The organism is Microbulbifer flavimaris (genome assembly GCF_001641755.2).
GTDB lineage: Bacteria > Pseudomonadota > Gammaproteobacteria > Pseudomonadales > Cellvibrionaceae > Microbulbifer > Microbulbifer flavimaris.
On record NZ_LRFG02000001.1, the window covers coordinates 148,765 to 166,529 of the forward strand.

The following is a 17,765-nucleotide window of genomic DNA, read 5'->3' on the forward strand; positions in this document are numbered from 1 at the left end:
GCCGGCCTGCCATTGGAACGCTTATCAGAGCGACTGTATCCAGGTGCCATCCGGCTGACGGCAGGCGGTGCCCCGGGTCGACTGCGGATTGCCACCACTGAAAACCTCAGCGGTATACGAACGACAGTATTGATCACCCTGCTGGCGCACCGGGCCCGGGGTTACCGCGTATTGCTGCTGCCCCTGGTCACCCCAGGTAATCCGCTGTCCCTCAGGAGCGAATTCCAGCGCCTGAGCCACACAAGCCTGGTTGCGGGCATCCATGCGTCGACCTACCTCGCCACCGATCAGGACTCCGGCGATAGCACCACCGATGGTAGCGGCGGTGTTTCCACGACCGTCACCGATCTGGTGGCCCAGCACGCCGCCGATCAGTCCTCCGAGTACGCTGCCCACCTTCTGGCTGTTACAGCGTGTGGTCGTGGGACGCGGGGCGGGCCGCCACTCCGGGCGATATTCGGGCTCGGGGGCGCGATCGTCAAACCAGGGCGGCAGCACGACGACGGCTGGCTGGCGATGGTAACGGACTGGGCGACATTCGCGTTCCTCCTCGTAGCTTCCGTCGCTGTACCACTCGCGCTCTACTTTGCAGTTGCCATCCCAGAACTCTTCCTCGGCGACGCGACGCTCGTGCTTGTGGTGTTTGTGCTTGTGCTTGTGTTTCTTCCAGCCACGCCCCTCGGGTGGCTCGGCCACTGCCGCAACAGCCAGCACGCAGGACAGCAGCGCAGCAGCCAGTCTGGTAACTATCTTCATGACTTCCTCGATTCTTCTGGTTCGGTCTGGCGATCTCGGTCGGCATCTGCCGGTCGGAGGCGAGGCGCACAGTTTAACAACCTGGCCAATAGTGACAGCTTCTCGATTGAGAAGTTGCGAGGGGGATCACTTAAGATGTGCGGCGTGTATCCAGGTGAGCCCGGTGATGCCCTGGCCCACCTGGCCAGTCAGGGCGCCTGACAGGGCAGGCAGCGGGCGTAGATGGCGCGGGGGTCCCGGTAACTCTGCAGTTCGGCCAGGGGTTCCAGCGCTGGCTGGAGACTGCTGAGCCAGGCGCCCAGCGGCAGGTTGGACTGGATTTCGGCGCTGACGCTGGCGCCGATATTGTCCGAGAGCGCGCGCATGAAGCGTTCACCGGGAGTCAGTTCGCGCTTGATCTCGACCAGCTCGTATTCCTCCAGTTCCGCCAGCTTGGCAGCGCCGGCGATGGCATCATTCAGGTTGCCGAGCTCGTCCACCAGGCCCAGCTGCTGGGCGGTGCGTCCGGTCCAGACCTGGCCCTGGGCAATCTTGTGCACCTCGTCGGGGGTGCTGCCCCGGGCCTCGGCGACGATACGCAGGAAGCGGTCGTAGGTGTTCTCCACACCGAGCTGCAGGACCTCGGCCGCCGGTTCGGGCAGTGCCCGATCGAGCCGCATGGTGCCCGCCAGTTCCGAGGTGCCAATGCCGTCGTTATATATGCCGATGGACTCCAGGGACTCCTCGAAAGTGGGGAAAGCGCCGAAAACGCCGATCGAACCGGTGATGGTGGAAGGCGTCGCCCAGATCTGGTCGCCGCCGGTGGCGATCCAGTAGCCGCCGGAAGCCGCCACGCTGCCCATGGAGACCACGACGGGAATATTGGCTTCCCTTGTGGCCAGCAGTTCCTGCCGGATCGCCTCTGACGCAAATGCCGAGCCGCCACCGCTGTCGACCCGTAACACCAGGGCCGCGACTTCTTTCTCCCGCGCCTGGGCGATCAGTTTGCCCAGGCTGACGCTGCCGATCTGGCCCGCCGGGGCTTCGCCATCGACAATGGTCCCGGACGCGGAGATCAGGGCGACTTTGCGGCTGCCTGGCGTGGGGGCCAGGTGCGTCAGGCGCTGGTTGCGCAGGTAGGGCAGGGCATCGATGGCTTTGTAGGTCTGGTCGTCGTCGCCGACCCCGATTTTCTCCTGCAGTGCCTTGACGGCTACCCGGCGGCTGGCCAAGTGATCCACAAGCTGGTTGGCGAGCGCAGCATCGGCCCAGCTGCCATTGTGGTCGCGCAGGTTTTGCGGCAACTCTTCGATGAAAATATCGATAGCCTGGGGCGGCAGGTTGCGCAACCCTGTTACCTGTTCGGTGTACTCGCTCCAGAGCTCGTGCAGCCAGCGCTGGTTGTTTTCGCGGGAGGCGGGGGACATATCGTCGCGGGTGTAGGGCTCGATGAAGTCCTTGTAGTCACCGACCCGGAAAACGTGGAAGTTGACCTTGAGTTTGTCGAGGGCACTCTTGAAGTAATTGCGGTAGGCACCGAAGCCGGTCAGCAGCACGGAGCCCATCGGGTTCAGGTAGACCTCGTCGGCGTGACTTGCGAGGAAATACTGGGCCTGGGTGAAGTTGTCCCCCACTGCGTAGACCGGCTTGTCAGCAGACTTGAAGCGCTGCAGGGCAGCGCCGACTTCCTCCAGCTTGCTGATGCCGCCACCCATCAGGTAGTCCAGCTCCAGCACAATAGAGGAAATGCGCTTGTCTTTTGCGGCGAAATCAATCGCGTCCACCAGGTCCTTGACCCGGGTTTCAACCGGGCCGGGCGGGCCACCCAGGAAGGCCGGCAGTCCGCGGGGTGGGGAGCGCTCGTCCACAAGGAAACCGGTCGGGGCCAGTTTCAGGGCCGCGCCCTGGGGCACAGTCAGGCGCTCTTCTTTGCCGAAAATTGCAGCGAAAATAAACAGCAGTAGCAAGAGGAACAGCAGGTTGGTGAATACCCGCCGTAACCAGGTGATGGCCCCGCCAATTGCCCCGAAGAAGCGGCGGATAAATCCCTTTCTATGGGTTGTCTCAGTCAAACCTCATCACTCCTTAGCGCATGTGGTCCCGGACCAGTGGCGCGTTGCTGCAAATTCGGCACCTTGCACTAACCTCTATGGCGAAAAGCCGCGACAGGGATAGTGAGTAACACTAATGCCGCTGTCCAAAGGGTCGCAGGTGTCCTGTTTATTGTTGTGCCGCCTGCCAGCGGCTGGTCATCATGGCCGAAAGGAATAGAGTAAGGCTCAGAACCAGCAGGACGCCATGCTGCCAGCCGCGTCCAGGCATCATTACGTCGACAACCGCGGCGCAGATGTACATCAGCAGGATAAAGCAAAGCCACAGCAAACTGCGTGAGCGCCCTTTCAATAAGCCCGGCAACACCAACAGCAGCGGCACGGTTTGCAGAATCCAGAGCTTGATGGAGCCACCCGGCAGGAACAGGTTCCAGGCTGCGAACAGCAGCATCATGCCCACATAACAAATCCAGTTGAGTCGCCAGCCGATGGCCACCTTGCGTTGCAGTTCTTCGCTCACTGTCCATCCTCCAGTCGTTGGGCCAGGTGTCCAATCCGCTTGCCCAGCGCACGGCACAGGCTGCGTTCCTCTTCACTCAGCTCGGCTCCGCCGGCGCCTGACCAGTGGGAGGCGCCATAGGGCGTACCGCCGGTCCGGGTGTGCATCAATTCGGCTTCGGAGTAGGGGATGCCGGCGATCACCATACCCTGGTGGAGAAGCGGCAACATCATCGACAACAGGGTGGTTTCCTGGCCACCGTGCAAGCTGCCAGTGGATGTGAAAACTCCAGCGGGCTTGCCGGCCAGGCTGCCGTCGAGCCACATATCTCCGGTCTGGTCGAGAAAGTGCCGCAGCGGGGCGGCCATGTTGCCAAACCGGGTCGGGCTGCCCAGCAGCAGGCCGGCGCAGTGCCGCAATTCCTCATTGGTACAGTACGGAGCCCCTTCATCGGGAACCGGAGGCTGGCTGGCCTCAGTATCCGGGGAGACCGGCGGAACGGTGCGCAGCCTGGCGGCGATACCGGATGACTCCACGCCCCTGGCGATCTCGGCTGCCATCCGGGCGGTGGAACCGGTGCGGCTGTAATAGAGGACGAGAACGTAGGCTTCGCCTCCCGCGGCGCTGTCGGCCATCAGAGCAACTCCAGCGCATTTTCAGGGGGGCGGCCCAGAACGGCTCTGTCGTCGTGAACGACGATCGGGCGCTGGATCAATTTCGGGTTGGCGACCATGGCCTCGATCAGTTGCGCGTCCGTCAGCTCCATGTTCTTGAGCTTTAGTTCTTTGTAGGCGGTTTCGCCGGTGCGCAGCAGATCGCGGGCGCCGATCCCCAGCTTTTTCAGCAGATCGGACAGGGTGCCGGCGTCCGGTGGGGTTTCCAGGTAAAGAACCACTTCCGGTTCAACGCCATTATCCTGCAGCAACTGAAGAGTCTGGCGGGATTTTGAACAGCGCGGATTGTGGTAAATCGTCCACATAGCAACGGTATCCTGTTAAGGTTTGCCGTATTCTAACCGAATAGCCGCGGCGAGTTCTAAGCTCTTCAGCATCGAGCCCGCAGTGATGCAACCGGCCCTGCAGGCCAACGCCAGCCGATGACGTTGGCGACCGATGGGCACCGGTGACGAGAACAGGGATTAAATGGCCGGCCAGGGTTTCGGGCTGAGGTACCGCACCGCACTCCGGCGGCCCTGGACAGGGCAAAAAAACGGAAAACACCATGACGGAAACGGTGCAACGCTGGCGACGCTTTCTCCTGTCGCTGTGGTCGCTCTACGGTGAAAAGAACTGCCGGCAGAGTGCCGCCGCCCTCACCTATATGACACTGTTCGCGATCGTCCCGCTGGTGACGGTCAGCTACGCAATGCTGTCCCTGTTCCCGGACTTTGCCGGACTGGAGGACAAGCTTCAGCAGCAGATCTTCTCCCACTTTGTGCCGGAGAGCGGGCGTGAGGTGCAGGAGTACATCAGCAACTTTTCTGACCAGGCCCAGCGCCTCACCGGGCCCGGTATCGCGATCCTGCTGGTGACCGCGGGCCTGATGCTGCGAAATATTGAAGATACGTTCAATGCAATCTGGGATATCCCCCGTGGGCGCAGTGGCGTATCGAGTTTTCTGCTGTACTGGGCCGTGCTCAGCCTGGGTCCGATCCTGTTGGGCGCCGGACTGGCAGCAACCACCTACCTGTTCTCGCAGCGGGTGTTCCTGTCTGAGAATGACAGCCTCGGGCTGATGCCCATTGTCCTGGGAGTATTGCCCCTGGCCTTTAACGCCGTCGCCTTCACTTTGCTGTTTATCGCGGTTCCCAATTGCCGGGTGCCGCTCAAACACGGGATTGCCGGTGGTGTCATCACCGCTTTCGCCTTCGAGCTGGCGAAGAACCTGTTCGGCATTATGGTGGCCCGCAGCTCTGTGCAGGCGATCTACGGCGCCTTTGCCTTCGTACCACTGTTCCTGATCTGGATTTACCTGATTTGGATGATCGTCCTGGCGGGATGTGTGCTGGTGCGGACCCTGTCGGTCTATCACGCGGCAAGCCAGGGGCGGCAGTATTCCGATGTGATGGCTTCCCTCGTGTTGCTGTGGGAAACATTCAAGCGCTACCAGCGCGGACAGCCGCTGCGGGATTCCGACGTTTCGCGGGCAGGGGTGAAGCCCTCGCAGTGGCGGCGTATTCGCAAGGTGCTGCAGGACAAGAAAGTCATTACCCAAACCGAGCGCAATGACTATGTCCTGCTTCGGGACCTGGACTCGATAGAACTTATGGATCTGGCGAACTGGCTGCATCCGAGCCCGATCTCCGGCCGCAGCCACCGGGATTTTCACGGTCAGCCCTGGTACGACGTGGTTGAGGCGCGGTTTACCGAGTCCCAGGACTATGCCGACGAAAAACTCTCTGTGAGCCTGGGCGACGTTTTTCGCGATGCCTGGGAGCAAGATGGTGACGATTCACCCGGCACGCCTCCGGAGCCTGGCCCTGGAAAGAAAACGAATGAGACCAAGACAAAAAAGACCGGTAGTAAACGTGGAGGAAGCAGTGGGAAATCGAAGTCTGATCCGGATTCGGTGGGCAGCCTGTCTGTTGTTAGCCGTCGCAATAAGCGGTTGTGAGCGCAATGCCGCACCGGCATTTCACACTATCAGCGGTGAAGCAGTGGAAACTTCCGGGAAAATCCTGCTGGTCAATTACTGGGCTGAGTGGTGCAAGCCCTGTCGGGAAGAGATACCCGAGCTCAATGCCTTCGCTGCCGAGCATGACAATGTCCTCGTGCTGGGGGTCAATTACGATCCGCTTCCGGCAGAGGAAATCGCCGAGCAGGCCGAGAGACTCGGTATCGAGTTCCCGGTGCTCGTCGACGATCCGGCCAGCCGCTGGCAGCGCCCGCGACCGCAAGTGCTGCCCAGCACTTTCGTGATCGGGCCGGACAATCGCTGGCGTGCGACTCTCGTCGGGCCGCAAACTGCCGACACACTGGCATCCGCACTGGACCTCAAGCCCGCATCGCACTGAGCGACTGGCCGCATAAAGCTATAACCAATGTGTATTAAGGGGTTCTCCCCGTCACTGTTAGCATGCCCGCCAAAATAAGTCTGACACCCTCGTGGATTCACCGGCGGATTGGAACTCTATGCATATCAGCTCATTGCTCCTGCTGACTGCTTTCTTCGGGGCACTATGGCCGCTCTATCGATGGCACCGCAGCCGGCAAAGCCTGGCTCCTGCAGTTTTCGCCGGCCTGTTGCTGGGTGTTTTATTCGGTGCGCTGGTGCAGCTCTCGCGAGATTGGGGGGTGCGGCCGGAGGAGCTGTTGCCCTGGATTGAGCTGGTGGGAGAGGGTTACGTCAAACTGCTCTACCTGCTGGTGATGCCCCTGGTGCTCGTGTCCATCCTCGGTGCGGTGGTCAAGATGCACCGCACGGAGTCACTGGGCAAGATCAGTTTGTCCGTGCTGGCGGTGCTGCTAGGCACCACCGCAATTGCAGCCCTGCTGGGCGTGGTGATGGCGGAGCTGTTCAACCTGTCAGCGGCTGGACTGGTGGAGGGCTCCCGCGAGGCGGCCCGCGCAGAGCTCTTGAGCGAGCGCATGGGGCGTGTCGAGGGCCTCGGCCTACCCGAGATCCTGCTGAACTTTATCCCGGAGAATATTTTTCTCGACCTGACCGGCGCCAGGGATACCTCAGTGATTGCGGTAGTGATTTTTGCCGTGCTGCTGGGGGTGGCAGCGCTGGCGGTGCGCCGGGAAAACCCGGAGCAGGGCAAAGCCATCGAGCACTTCGTCGGCCTGGCCCAGGTGTGGATCATGAAGCTGGTAAGACTGGTGATGGCGTTCACTCCCTACGGTGTCATGGCACTGGTGGCAGCTCTGATCGCCGAGTCCAGCTGGGCGGATATCATTAACCTGTTCAGTTTTGTGCTGGCCTCATTTGTGGCCATCGCCCTCATGTTTGTGGTTCACGGGGCGCTCCTGCTGGTCAATGGCATCAGTCCGTTGCACTACTTTGCCCGCGTATGGCCGGTGCTGGTATTTGCATTCAGTTCCCGCTCCAGCGCGGCTACGATTCCTCTGAATGTTGAGACCCAGATCGACAAGCTGGGCAACAGTCCCGCTATTGCCAATTTCTCGGCGTCTTTCGGTGCGACTATCGGGCAGAACGGCTGTGCGGGGATTTATCCGGCCATGCTTGCGGTGATGGTGGCGGTGCCCCTTGGGATCGATGTGATGGATCCGTTGTGGCTGCTGACCCTGGTGGCCGTTGTCGTGATCAGCTCCTTTGGAATCGCCGGTGTGGGTGGTGGCGCGACCTTTGCCGCCCTGGTAGTGCTGCCCACCATGGGGCTGCCGGTGACCATTGCCGCGTTGCTGATTTCCGTTGAGCCCCTGATTGATATGGCGCGCACTGCACTGAACGTAAACGGAGCAATGACCGCGGGGACCCTTACCCAGCGCTGGCTGGGAGCATCGGTCCCGGCTTCCGATAACCTGGCCCGCTCCAGCTAGAGCCGGCTTCCGCGACCGGGGTCGGATTTTTTCAGGCAGGGAGCGCGTATCGTAAACGCGGGAGAGAGACGATGGCAGCCCTACTCTATATGATCCCCGGCACCATGTGTGACGAGCGACTGTGGCAGGGGCTTCTCCGGCAGCTCCCCGATGTCACAACACAACACTTGGCGATTCCCGCCGGTGACACCGTAGCAGCGCTAGTGACGGGGCTGGCAGCGCGGTTGCCGGAGCAGCCGGTGGACCTGTTTGGTTTTTCCCTCGGCGGCTACCTTGCAGCAGCCCTTGCCACCACCCATCCCGATCGGATCCGCCGATTGTTCATCTGTTCCAATACCCCCTGTGCTCTGCCGGAAGATGAACTGAAACAGCGCCGCCAGTTACTCCATTGGGTAAAAAGCCACGGCTACAGTGGTATCAGCGATCGCAAGATCGCCGCCATGCTCGGGCCGGCCAGCCGCGGTCGCGCCGATATTGCAGAGACCATGCGCGCCATGGACGCCAGTCTGGGTGAGGCGGCGCTGCTCTCGCAGCTGGGGAGCACCTCTGAGCGCGAGGATTTGGCCGATGCCATCGCCGTGCTATCGCTGCCAGTGACCCTCTGCTTCGGGGAGTACGATGCGCTGGTGACCCGTTCCTGGATAGAGGCACTGCAGCGCCAGAGGGCGGACCTGCGTGTGCGGGAAATTCCTGAAGCGGGTCATATGCTGCCACTGGAGCGACCAGACCGGCTCGCGGCTGAAGTGCAGGCCTGGCTCGCTACCCCCAGCGATGCCCCCTGATTTGGTGCCCCTCGTCCATCTCCGCAACCTATTTGTTGCCTCTCTGCTGCCCCTTTCGCCGCTTTCCAATTTTTTTTGACCAATCCTGTCAACCGATTATGCGGTTGCGCGTTATCTACTCGTGTCATTACAGAAAACGGGCCCTAACGCCCACCGGAAAAGGAAAGTGATAATGAAAAACTGGAAGCAGGGTATGATTCTTCTCTCAGCGATGCTGCTGGCGGTCCCGGCAACGGCGGACGACGCCCAACAGGATGCTGCGGAGCAGCTGGACCGCCGTGGTGATCGGGTTGAAAACCGATTGGACCTCAAGGGGGACCGGGTGGAAAACCGATTGGACCGCAAGGGGGACCGGGTGGAGAATCGCCTCGATCGCAAGGGTGACCGTGTCGACAACCAGCTTGATCGCGCTTCTGACCGCGCGGCTGAGGCCGGGCGGGACAAGGCCGCCGGCTTCCTGGATCGCAAGGGCGACCGCATCGATCGAAAGCTGGATCGAAAAGGGGCAAAAATCGATCGAAAGCTCGACCGCAAGGGCGCCAGAGCGGATCGTCGACTTGACCGGAAGGGCAAGCGTGTCGATGGCAGGTTGGGTCGTCGTGCCGGGCGTGTTGGTAGCTGATAGTAAAAAATAAACAGAAACTGGGCCGGGTATGGTCCTGCACTGTGCATCTCACGGGATGCCATGGCCGGGTTGCTCGGACAACGGGTGGCCCGGTGTCATTTTTGAGGGGGCAGATGGTGATCAGTCAGGTATCGGTTGTCACGACAGAGCCAGCGCATCGCATTTCACGCTTTCCGCAGCGAGCCGGGCGGCGGTGAATCAGTTTCTGGCCTCTGTCCAGCGGCGCGCGTTCAACATGGCGAGGATGGCCGTGGGCTGCCCCGATGACGCCCTCGATATCGTGCAGGATGCCATGCTGGCGCTGGTCCGGCATTACGGAAAACGTGATCGCTCTGAATGGCGGCCGCTGTTTTTTTCAATTCTGCAAAATCGCATCACCGACTGGCACCGCCGCCACAACCGTGTTTCCCGCTGGCAGCTATTCAACGAGCGTTTCGCCTCGGCAGATGACGAGATTGCCGATCCCGGTGACCTGCCCGATCTGAACGGGGAGCGACCGGAGGAGGCCTGGGCATCGGAGCGTAGGTTGGTCACCATCGAGCGGGCACTGGAGCAGTTGCCGTTCCGCCAGCAGCAGGCTTTTCTGCTGCGCAGTGTGGAGGGCTTTTCCGTGGCGGAGACCGCACGCATCATGAAATGTAGTGAGGGCAGTGTGAAGACTCATCTTTCTCGCGCACTGAGAGCGCTTCGCAACCAGCTGGAGAATGAACAATGAATGAAGCCGACAAGCGTCATCACCGCGAGCCATCAGAGCGGGAGCTGGCCGCGCTGGCTGGCAGGGCCATGGCCCGTCGGGACGAGGAAATCGATGGCGCAATCCTGTCCCGCCTGGGGCGTGCCCGTGCTGCCGCATTGGAAGCTCGGCAGCCCGTCCTGCCGATCTGGCTGCCGGCGGGTGCTGCCGTGGCTGCAAGTCTGTTGCTGGCAATATTTCTGGTGCTGAAGCCGGCACCGGCGCTCGAAGGGGATAGTGAAGTGCTGTTTGCCGACGGCTTCCCCTTTATGTCTGCAGAAGAGTTCGATATCGATCTTCTCGAGGAGGCAGATTTTTACCAATGGCTCGCTGAGGAAGGGCTTGATGACCACTCCTGACTGGTACCGGCTGACTGCAATATCGCTATTGTTTGGTTGTCCCGCAGCGATCGCGGCGGAACCCGCTGCAAAGCCTCTGGATGCCGAATTTCTGCTGTTTCTGGAAGAGTGGGTGAATGAAGAGGGCGAGTTTGTTTCTCCGGAGGAATTCGAACGTGGTGATCGGGAATCTGAGGGTGCGCCTGGCACGCGGGAGAAACCGCTACTTGAATCGCAGCCTGGCAATGACCGCAAAACCGGCATTTCCGCAGAGCATGAACTGACGGAGTGGAGAAGTAGCCATGACTGAATACAGAAGATTTATCCGCTGTGTGCTGGCTCTCACGCTCTGTCTGGCAGGCCTGCCGGCAATGGCTGCAGACTGGCAAGAACTGGGTGAAGAGGAGCGGCGCTTGCTCCAGCACTTCGAGGGGCGCTGGGAGAACCTACCTGTTGAACAGCGTGAGCGTCTTGTCAAAGGTGCCCGCCGCTGGAGTGAGATGTCGCCGGAGCAGCGCCAGCAGGCCCGGAATGCGTTCCGTAAATGGCGCCAAATGCCACCGGAGCGGCGGGCCCGCCTGCGCAAAGCCTACCGCCGCTTTCAGGCCCTGCCCCCGGAACAGCAGCAGAAAATTCGCGAGGCGCGCAAGCGCTTCCGCGAATTGCCGCCTGAGCGCCGGGAGGCCCTGCGTGATCGCTGGCGTCAATTGACCCCGGAACAACGGCGCAACCTGCGCCAGCGATTACGTCGCGAACAGCAGTAGGGCGACAGTTCAGCTTCGATTCAGTGACTCCCCCCTAAAGTGCTCCCATCAAGACTCATATCGAGAGCCATAGGGAGATCACCTGATGCAACTGCACCGTAAATTGGCCGTGGCCGCGCTGCTGGCGGCGCTCGCCAGCGCCGGAGCCCAGGCGGGCGGCAGCGGCTATGGCGGCTACGGCGGCGACGGATACGACTTTGCCCGGGTCACCGACGTGACGCCCATCTACCGGGATATTCAGGTACGCCGGCCGCGGACGGAATGCTGGGAGGAGACCGTTGCCTATCCCGGGCCGGGTTCTGCCGCCGGCACCGTGATCGGTGGCCTGATCGGCGCAGCGATCGGTCGTGAGGTGGGTCACCACCGCAGGGGGCGCAATGGGCGAACCCTGGCAGGTGCTGCCGTAGGGGCTGCCATTGGCCACGAAGTCAGTCGTGCCGGCAGGACCAGGTATGGCACCGAGCGACGCTGCCAGGTGGTGGACGAATTTATCATGGAACGGGAGCTGGTCGGATACGATGTTCGCTATCGCTATAATGGGCGACATTATCTGACTCGCACTGACCAGCACCCGGGGGATAGAATCCGGGTCAGGGTCGACGTCACGCCGGCCTGGTAGCCCGGAAACGAGGCCTGGAAACGAGGCCGGTAAACGAGAAAGTTGTCTTGACCACGGATTACAGAGTGCCCCCTGGGAGCAAGATTGTGAAATTGAATCGCAAGCCCATACACACCGTTGCCGCAATGGCCTTCGCATTGGTGTGTGCCGCTGGTTCCGGCGCACTGCCGGCGCAGGCGACTGTCTGGCAGCCGGCGGTGGATACGGTGCGACCGGCGGCACTGCAACGGTGGAAACCGGCGCAGAGAGGGCAGGTTTCCCGGGATGAGGCCGCGGCGATCGTGAAGCGCCGTTTCGGCGGCAAGATTCTCGCGGTTTCAGAAGTGGAAAAAAACGGACGCCCCATGTACCGGGTCAAAGGGCTCTCGGAGAAAAGCCAGGTATATGTGGTCTACGTGGATAAGCGGAGCGGACGTATCGTTCGCTAACGACCGATCGCCGGGGGGAAGCATGCGCGCACTGTTGGTTGAAGACGAGGAACTGTTACGGCATCAGGTGGCGGCATCGCTGCGTGAGGCCGGCTATACGGTGGACGAGGCACCGGATGGGGAAGAGGCCCTCTATTTAGGCCGAGAGTTTTCCTACGATGTGGCGGTCATGGACCTGGGCCTGCCAAAAATCGATGGGATCCAGGTGATCAAAACCTTGCGGGGAGAGGAAAAGCATTTTCCGATCCTGATCCTGACTGCCCGGGGCCACTGGCAGGAGCGTGTCAGCGGGCTGGAAGCTGGTGGTGACGACTATCTGGTAAAACCTTTTCACACCGAAGAGCTCATTGCTCGCCTCAACGCCCTGGTGCGTCGCTCCGCTGGCTTTTCCTCGCCAGTGGTGAAGGCGGGCCCGATTTCCCTGGATACCAGTTCCCACCGCGTGACCGTCGGTGAAGCTGAGCTGGACCTCACATCCTTCGAATACAAGGTGCTGGAATACCTGATGCTGCACCCGGACGAAGTGGTATCCAAAACGGTGCTGACAGAGCATATCTACGAACAGGACTGCGACCGCGACAGCAACGTGATCGAAGTGTTCATCGGTCGCCTGCGCAAGAAATTTGACGCGGCGGGCGGGATCAAGCCGATTGAGACACTGCGCGGACGCGGCTATCGCTTCGTCGCCCCGGCCTGATCAGCGGCGGTCAGGGTCTTGGATTTTTCCGGCTGGTTGCACTCCCTCAAGGGCCGTCTCTCCCTGTTGACCACCGCAGTGCTGGTGGTTTTCCTGCTGTTGATTTCCGGTGTGCTGGAGCACGCGTTTCGCACTTCGCTTGATGCCGCGAAGCAGCGCGAGCTGCAATTGCATATCTATACCCTCCTGGTCGTGGCGGAGCCTGATGGTGATTCGCTGCGGTTTCCGCCGGTGTTGCCGGAACAGCGTTTCAACCAGCCGGACTCGGGGCTCATTGGAGCGGTGACCGATGCCCGCGGCCGGGTGATCTGGCGTTCGGAATCAGCTCTGACACTGCCCCAGTTACCCACACATCCACTGCCCCAGGGGCGCGAGGCCTTCGGCACTGTGGCCATTCCCGGGGTCGGGGACTATATGAGTTTGCGCCAGGGTATTGCCTGGGGACTCGACAACGAGCTGCAGTTTACATTCGTGGTGCTGGAAGATGCGGAACCGCTGCGGGCCCAGGTGGCCCAGTTTCGCGCAACCCTGTGGCGCTGGCTGGGGCTGGGCGCGCTGCTGTTGATCCTGAGCCAGTGGCTGGTTTTGCGCTGGGGGCTGGCGCCGCTGCGCCAGGTGGCGATGTCATTGAAGGAAATGCAGCAGGGGGGCAGTGACCGCCTGGAGGGGCGCTTCCCCAGAGAGCTGAAGCCGCTCACTGACAACCTCAACCTGTTGATCGAAAACGAGCGGCGCCAGCGGGAGAAGACCCGGCACACCCTCGCCGACCTGGCACACAGCCTGAAAACCCCTCTGGCGGTGCTGAAAGGGTTGAACTTCACCAGTGATCACCGCGCTGCTTACAGAGCGTTGATCGAACAGGTGCAGCGCATGGACAGCATCATCAGCTATCAGCTGCAGCGGGCGGTGACCAGTTCCCCCAAGTCTATTCTGCGGGGCGTCCCCGTCGCGCCAATACTGCAGAAAATTCTCGACGCCCTGGAAAAAGTGTACCGGGCGAGTCCGGTCGAGGTGGAAGTACAGTGCGAGAATGAGCCGCTGTTTTACGGCGATGAAGGCGACCTGATGGAGTTGCTCGGCAACCTGCTGGACAACGCGCACAAATACGGCAACGGCAGGATTCGCGTCCATATCGCCAATGGTGAAGATGGCCGGCGGCTGCATGTGCAGGTCGCCGATAATGGCCCGGGTATCGATACCGATGCCTGGCAGTCCATAACGCGCCGGGGCGTGCGGGCAGATCAGCAACAGCCCGGGCAGGGCATCGGGCTCGCCGTGGTGGTGGATATCGTCTCCAGCTACGAGGGTGAAATCGAGGTCAGCGCTTCCGACCTCGGCGGGGCAAAGATCTCTGTCACGGTCTGAGTGACGCACGCATTCCGCTATCCCGGGCGCTGGTGGAGAACGCCCGGTTTCAGAACCAGGCGTCCTCCATCTCGTAAGGGGTACTGTTGCCTTCCGACAGCAGCGTCAGCTGGGGCCCGGCCTGGGGCAGCTCCCATTCGCTGAAATAGCGCGCCGCCTGCAGCTTGCCGCGATAGAAGTGGCGCTCCGTGTCCGAGTCAGCGTCGGCAAGGCCGCGTTCTGCCGCCAGCGCCTGGCGCAGCCAGATCCAGGCCACCACCACGCGCCCAAAGGCGTCCAGATACAGAGTGGCATTGGCGAGTCCCCGATCGGGGTCCGCCTGTAACTGGCCCATCAGCTTTAACGTGGTTTCATCCAGTTGCTGCAGTGTTTTTTCCAGCGCCCCGGCCTGGCCGGCCAGTGACGAGCAATCCCTGGCCTCCATGACTGTCTGGCGGATGGCGCCCTGTAGCAGTTGGTATCCTGCCAGCCCCTCAGCCGGCACTTTGCGGGCGAGCAGGTCGAGCCCCTGAATTCCCTCAGTGCCCTCGTGGATGGGATTCAAGCGATTGTCCCGATAGAGCTGTTCCAGAGGGTATTCCCGGATATATCCCGCGCCGCCCAATACCTGGATGGCGATGTCATTGGCGACCACACCGTAGCGGGAGGGCCAGGACTTGATCACTGGAGTCAGCAGGTCCAGCAGCTGTGCCGCGTTGCTGCGCCCTTCGGCACCGGGTGCCGTCCGCTGGTCTTCGTGCAGGGAAGAGGCATAGAGGCACAGGGCCAGGGCGCCTTCGACATAGGCTTTCTGTGCCAGCAGCATACGGCGCACATCCCCGTGGCGAATAATCGGCACCTGCGGGGAGCGGGCATCGCGACTGGAGGGCAGGCGTCCCTGGGGGCGGGATCGCGCATACTCGAGGGCGTGGTTGTACCCCTGGTAACCGAGCACCGTCGCGCCCATCCCCACGCCGATACGCGCTTCGTTCATCATCTGGAACATATAGCCGAGACCGCGGTGCGGCTCGCCCACCAGATAGCCCACAGCGCCATCGCCCTCGCCGAAACTCAGCACCGTGGAGGTGGTATTGCGGTAGCCCATCTTGTGCAGCAGGCCCGCCAGCTGCACGTCGTTGCGTTCACCGACGTTGCCCTTGTCGTCGACCAGATTTCTGGGCACCAGGAACAGGGAGATGCCCCTGACGCCGGCGGGGGCGCCCTCGATGCGCGCCAGCACCATGTGCACGATGTTGTCGGTGAGCGAATGGTCGCCACCGGAGATATACATCTTCTGCCCGCGAATGCGGTAGCTGCCATCCCCCGCGGCCGTGGCAGTGGTGCGCAGGTCGCCCAGTGCCGAGCCCTGGTCCGGCTCTGTCAGGGCCATGGTGCCGGAAAAGCGCCCGTCCAGCATCGGCGGCAGGAAGCGGGCCTTGAGGTCATCGCTGGCGAAAGAGCGAATCAGGTTGGCGGCACCAATGGTCAGGAAGGGGTAAGCGGCGGAGGCCACATTGGCGGCGCTGACATAGGCCAGCGCGGTGCGCAGTATCACCTCCGGCAACTGCAGGCCGCCTTCCTCCTCGTCACAGTGCGCGGCGAGGAAACCTGCCTCGGCGAACGCATCCCAGGCTTGTTTGGTCTCGGGTATCAGGTGAACCCGCTCGCCATCGAAATGGGGTTCATTGGCATCCCCCTTGGCGTTGTGGTTGGCGAAGTGTTTCTCTGCGACTGTGCGTGCCGACTGCAACGTTGCATTGAAAATTTCCCGCGAGTGCTCCCGGTAACGGGGTCGCTGCAGCAGTGATTCGGTGTCGAGGAGTTCGTAGAGTAGGAAGTCGATATCCCGTTCATTGAGGAGTGGCGTATCCATAATTTGCTCTGCCTTGTTCGCCAGTGTGCAGTTTGTTACCCCACGCCCGGTGGGATGGATCATGACAGGACAGTAACGGGCGGGCGAAGAGCTGGGCAATGATGATTCAGGCCAGCCGGCAGGGCGGATAAAGACAGGCGGGCGCGGGGCCCGCCGTAGGAGATCAGTCCAGGGCCGTCTCGACAGGCGCACTGTTGTCGGCGCTGCGGCCGGGCACCACCTGCTCCCAGAGACCCTCAGCCAGCTCGTCGGCAGGCTGCTGACGCCCTGTAGCCAGCCACTGGGCGATGCTGCCGGCCACATCCGGCCAGTCGATACGCACCCCGACGGGCTGCTTGTCCAGCCAGGCACCGATGGACTGTGCATCGATCTTGGCTACCACCCTGGCCAGTTGCAGTTCGCTCAGGGCGCGGGCATTGGCCTCCTGTTCAAACTGGCCGCTCAGGGGTCGGGTCAGGATGGGCTTGCCCAGTGTCAGGGTTTCAGCGATCAGTTCGAAGCCGCTGTTGCAGATTACCGCTCGGGCATCGGCAACATCCTGTTGGAAGCCGTCGATGGAGGGAGCCTTCAGCTCCACATTGTTCGCCGTAGGCAGGTCAATTGGGGCTCCGTACACGATGAAGTGATGGGGCAGTTTGGCGAGCTCCCGGACCAGTACCTCGTGATGTTCGAAGGGCAGGTACACCAGTATGTGCTCGCCGTCACTGGCGGTTGCGTGGGGCCGGGCGATGGGGGGCAGAATCGGGTGGCCGAAATGGTACCAGTGCATTCCCAGGCTGCTCTTTGCCGGGGCGAATGCGCGCATGATGGCACGGGCCATCCAGTTGAAGCGCGGTGCCGGAATGGCGTAGTTGAATGCGTACTGGTGGCCGAGGCCGAGGCTGGCGACGCCCACGCGCTTGGCGGCCCACGCCGTTACTGGCTCAAAATCCGTGATGACCAGGTCGAAATCGTTTACCGGCAGCTCCCGCACATCACGAAGCAGTCGGCGAGGGCTGAGTTGGCGCGCCGTAGCCAGCTGATCGATCCTGCCACCGCGATGCACGAAAGTCAGACCCTCGCGCCACCAGTAGTCGCCGAAAGGTTCCATGCTGAACAGCTTTTCCGGGCTGCGGCCGGAAAACAGCCACTGTACTTCCAGTTGCGGGTGCGCTTGCAGTGCTCTGGCCATGGCCCGCGCACGGGAGATATGACCGTTGCCAGTCCCCTGAACACCGTAGAGAATTTTCAAAGCATTGCTCCGCTGATTAACAGGCCGACACTGGTGCCAAGGGCGGCACCGGCACAGACGTCGGTAGGGAAATGCACGCCCAGTCCCACTCTCGAAGCGCCCACGCCAGCCGCCCAAAAATAGCCCACCAGCCAGAGGGGGGTCAGTAATTGGGAGAGCAGGGTGACGAACAGGAAGGCCCCGGAGGTGTGCCCGGACGGCAGGCTGAACCGATCACTGGCGATAACCACTGAACGCAGGCCGGGAATTGCCTGCGGCGGCCGCAGGCGCCGGGTGGTGTTCTTGATTGTCCAGTACAGGGAGCGCTCCACGGCGAAGGCGGTTCCGCAGACCGTAAAGAATTGCACTGCCGCTGAAGCGGTGTTGACGAGCGCCAGAAGAAGCGGCGAGATCAGGTACAGCCAACCGTCCGCAGACCTGGACAGCCACAGGTAGCGCTGCCGGGAGGCGGGGCGCGCGGCTCGCTGTGCCATGTGCAGTACCAGTGACACATCGAACGCTTTCAGAGTGACAGGTAAGCTTTTCATGCCGCCAAGTTACGAAC

Annotated in this window: 21 protein-coding genes; 13 read left to right on the top strand and 8 right to left on the bottom strand. The window is 61.8% G+C overall.

Annotated features, from left to right (window positions below; genetic code table 11):
* Positions 1–24: 24 nt before the first annotated feature.
* The 5 genes from AWR36_RS16290 to arsC all read right to left on the bottom strand — a co-directional run bounded on the left by AWR36_RS16290 (position 25) and on the right by arsC (position 4,264).
* A complete protein-coding gene (locus tag AWR36_RS16290; RefSeq protein WP_067079705.1) occupies positions 25–756 on the bottom strand; it encodes a glycine zipper 2TM domain-containing protein in 732 nt (243 codons plus the stop codon).
* Between the two features lie 188 nt (positions 757–944).
* The gene (gene sppA / locus AWR36_RS00650; protein WP_067079707.1) at positions 945–2,807 is read right to left on the bottom strand and encodes a signal peptide peptidase SppA; all 1,863 of its coding nucleotides are present in this window, start codon (positions 2,805–2,807) and stop codon (positions 945–947) included.
* 148 nt (positions 2,808–2,955) lie between these two features.
* Entirely contained in the window at positions 2,956–3,306 is a 351-nt protein-coding gene (locus AWR36_RS00655; RefSeq protein ID WP_067079709.1) for a DUF2069 domain-containing protein, read from the bottom strand.
* The gene (gene wrbA, locus AWR36_RS00660; protein WP_067079711.1) at positions 3,303–3,920 is read right to left on the bottom strand and encodes an NAD(P)H:quinone oxidoreductase; all 618 of its coding nucleotides are present in this window, start codon (positions 3,918–3,920) and stop codon (positions 3,303–3,305) included. Before wrbA ends, AWR36_RS00655 begins: the two co-directional genes overlap by 4 nt.
* The gene (arsC, locus tag AWR36_RS00665) at positions 3,920–4,264 is read right to left on the bottom strand and encodes an arsenate reductase (glutaredoxin) (RefSeq protein ID WP_067079713.1); all 345 of its coding nucleotides are present in this window, start codon (positions 4,262–4,264) and stop codon (positions 3,920–3,922) included. The genes wrbA and arsC overlap by 1 nt, the downstream gene beginning before the upstream one ends.
* Positions 4,265–4,506: 242 nt before the next feature.
* On the opposite strand from arsC, the gene AWR36_RS00670 reads away from it, so the two are divergent.
* The 13 genes from AWR36_RS00670 (at position 4,507) to AWR36_RS00730 (ending at position 14,138) form a co-directional block, all read left to right on the top strand.
* Positions 4,507–5,898, top strand: a complete 1,392-nt coding sequence (locus tag AWR36_RS00670; RefSeq protein WP_067079715.1) for a YihY family inner membrane protein — start codon at positions 4,507–4,509, stop codon at positions 5,896–5,898.
* 43 nt (positions 5,899–5,941) lie between these two features.
* A complete protein-coding gene (locus AWR36_RS00675; RefSeq protein WP_067079717.1) occupies positions 5,942–6,298 on the top strand; it encodes a TlpA family protein disulfide reductase in 357 nt (118 codons plus the stop codon).
* 118 nt (positions 6,299–6,416) lie between these two features.
* Complete coding sequence (locus AWR36_RS00680; RefSeq protein WP_067079719.1) at positions 6,417–7,787, top strand: L-cystine transporter; 1,371 nt, start codon at positions 6,417–6,419, stop codon at positions 7,785–7,787.
* Positions 7,788–7,858: 71 nt separating this feature from the next.
* Positions 7,859–8,569: an alpha/beta fold hydrolase gene (locus AWR36_RS00685; RefSeq protein ID WP_067079721.1), complete on the top strand. Its 711-nt coding sequence runs from the start codon at positions 7,859–7,861 to the stop codon at positions 8,567–8,569.
* Between the two features lie 172 nt (positions 8,570–8,741).
* Positions 8,742–9,191 carry a hypothetical protein gene (locus AWR36_RS00690; RefSeq protein WP_067104390.1) on the top strand — a complete coding sequence of 150 codons (450 nt, stop codon included), beginning with the start codon at positions 8,742–8,744 and terminating at the stop codon, positions 9,189–9,191.
* Between the two features lie 58 nt (positions 9,192–9,249).
* Positions 9,250–9,909, top strand: a complete 660-nt coding sequence (locus AWR36_RS00695) for an RNA polymerase sigma factor (protein WP_082679385.1) — start codon at positions 9,250–9,252, stop codon at positions 9,907–9,909.
* Entirely contained in the window at positions 9,906–10,286 is a 381-nt protein-coding gene (locus AWR36_RS00700; RefSeq protein WP_067079725.1) for a hypothetical protein, read from the top strand. Before AWR36_RS00695 ends, AWR36_RS00700 begins: the two co-directional genes overlap by 4 nt.
* Positions 10,273–10,575, top strand: coding sequence for a hypothetical protein (locus tag AWR36_RS00705; RefSeq protein WP_141398447.1), 303 nt, complete (start codon positions 10,273–10,275; stop codon positions 10,573–10,575). Before AWR36_RS00700 ends, AWR36_RS00705 begins: the two co-directional genes overlap by 14 nt.
* Positions 10,568–11,029, top strand: coding sequence for a DUF3106 domain-containing protein (locus tag AWR36_RS00710; protein WP_067079729.1), 462 nt, complete (start codon positions 10,568–10,570; stop codon positions 11,027–11,029). The genes AWR36_RS00705 and AWR36_RS00710 overlap by 8 nt, the downstream gene beginning before the upstream one ends.
* 85 nt (positions 11,030–11,114) lie before the next feature.
* Positions 11,115–11,648 (top strand): glycine zipper 2TM domain-containing protein, encoded by a 534-nt coding sequence (locus tag AWR36_RS00715; protein WP_067079731.1) that lies wholly within the window; start codon positions 11,115–11,117, stop codon positions 11,646–11,648.
* Between the two features lie 86 nt (positions 11,649–11,734).
* Positions 11,735–12,076 (top strand): PepSY domain-containing protein, encoded by a 342-nt coding sequence (locus AWR36_RS00720; protein WP_141398448.1) that lies wholly within the window; start codon positions 11,735–11,737, stop codon positions 12,074–12,076.
* A gap of 22 nt (positions 12,077–12,098) precedes the next feature.
* Positions 12,099–12,773 carry a response regulator transcription factor gene (locus tag AWR36_RS00725; RefSeq protein WP_067079735.1) on the top strand — a complete coding sequence of 225 codons (675 nt, stop codon included), beginning with the start codon at positions 12,099–12,101 and terminating at the stop codon, positions 12,771–12,773.
* Positions 12,774–12,809: 36 nt separating this feature from the next.
* Positions 12,810–14,138: an ATP-binding protein gene (locus AWR36_RS00730; RefSeq protein ID WP_067081713.1), complete on the top strand. Its 1,329-nt coding sequence runs from the start codon at positions 12,810–12,812 to the stop codon at positions 14,136–14,138.
* 49 nt (positions 14,139–14,187) lie between these two features.
* Here AWR36_RS00730 and AWR36_RS00735 read toward each other — a convergent pair whose 3' ends face one another.
* The 3 genes from AWR36_RS00735 to AWR36_RS00745 all read right to left on the bottom strand — a co-directional run bounded on the left by AWR36_RS00735 (position 14,188) and on the right by AWR36_RS00745 (position 17,748).
* Positions 14,188–15,990, bottom strand: a complete 1,803-nt coding sequence (locus AWR36_RS00735; RefSeq protein WP_067079737.1) for an acyl-CoA dehydrogenase — start codon at positions 15,988–15,990, stop codon at positions 14,188–14,190.
* Positions 15,991–16,153: 163 nt separating this feature from the next.
* Positions 16,154–17,221, bottom strand: a complete 1,068-nt coding sequence (locus tag AWR36_RS00740; RefSeq protein ID WP_067079739.1) for an MJ1255/VC2487 family glycosyltransferase — start codon at positions 17,219–17,221, stop codon at positions 16,154–16,156.
* The gene (locus AWR36_RS00745) at positions 17,218–17,748 is read right to left on the bottom strand and encodes a phosphatase PAP2 family protein (RefSeq protein ID WP_067079740.1); all 531 of its coding nucleotides are present in this window, start codon (positions 17,746–17,748) and stop codon (positions 17,218–17,220) included. The genes AWR36_RS00740 and AWR36_RS00745 overlap by 4 nt, the downstream gene beginning before the upstream one ends.
* Positions 17,749–17,765: the final 17 nt, after the last annotated feature.

What these genes read in the sequence shown, in the direction of transcription:
- AWR36_RS16290 (WP_067079705.1), bottom strand. Translation starts at nt 756, where the DNA reads ATGAAGATAGTTACCAGACTGGCTGCTGCGCTGCTGTCCTGCGTGCTG.
- wrbA (WP_067079711.1), bottom strand. Translation starts at nt 3,920, where the DNA reads ATGGCCGACAGCGCCGCGGGAGGCGAAGCCTACGTTCTCGTCCTCTAT.
- arsC (WP_067079713.1), bottom strand. Translation starts at nt 4,264, where the DNA reads ATGTGGACGATTTACCACAATCCGCGCTGTTCAAAATCCCGCCAGACT.
- AWR36_RS00670 (WP_067079715.1), top strand. Translation starts at nt 4,507, where the DNA reads ATGACGGAAACGGTGCAACGCTGGCGACGCTTTCTCCTGTCGCTGTGG.
- AWR36_RS00680 (WP_067079719.1), top strand. Translation starts at nt 6,417, where the DNA reads ATGCATATCAGCTCATTGCTCCTGCTGACTGCTTTCTTCGGGGCACTA.
- AWR36_RS00685 (WP_067079721.1), top strand. Translation starts at nt 7,859, where the DNA reads ATGGCAGCCCTACTCTATATGATCCCCGGCACCATGTGTGACGAGCGA.
- AWR36_RS00690 (WP_067104390.1), top strand. Translation starts at nt 8,742, where the DNA reads ATGAAAAACTGGAAGCAGGGTATGATTCTTCTCTCAGCGATGCTGCTG.
- AWR36_RS00695 (WP_082679385.1), top strand. Translation starts at nt 9,250, where the DNA reads ATGCCATGGCCGGGTTGCTCGGACAACGGGTGGCCCGGTGTCATTTTT.
- AWR36_RS00700 (WP_067079725.1), top strand. Translation starts at nt 9,906, where the DNA reads ATGAATGAAGCCGACAAGCGTCATCACCGCGAGCCATCAGAGCGGGAG.
- AWR36_RS00705 (WP_141398447.1), top strand. Translation starts at nt 10,273, where the DNA reads ATGACCACTCCTGACTGGTACCGGCTGACTGCAATATCGCTATTGTTT.
- AWR36_RS00710 (WP_067079729.1), top strand. Translation starts at nt 10,568, where the DNA reads ATGACTGAATACAGAAGATTTATCCGCTGTGTGCTGGCTCTCACGCTC.
- AWR36_RS00715 (WP_067079731.1), top strand. Translation starts at nt 11,115, where the DNA reads ATGCAACTGCACCGTAAATTGGCCGTGGCCGCGCTGCTGGCGGCGCTC.
- AWR36_RS00725 (WP_067079735.1), top strand. Translation starts at nt 12,099, where the DNA reads ATGCGCGCACTGTTGGTTGAAGACGAGGAACTGTTACGGCATCAGGTG.
- AWR36_RS00735 (WP_067079737.1), bottom strand. Translation starts at nt 15,990, where the DNA reads ATGGATACGCCACTCCTCAATGAACGGGATATCGACTTCCTACTCTAC.
- AWR36_RS00745 (WP_067079740.1), bottom strand. Translation starts at nt 17,748, where the DNA reads ATGAAAAGCTTACCTGTCACTCTGAAAGCGTTCGATGTGTCACTGGTA.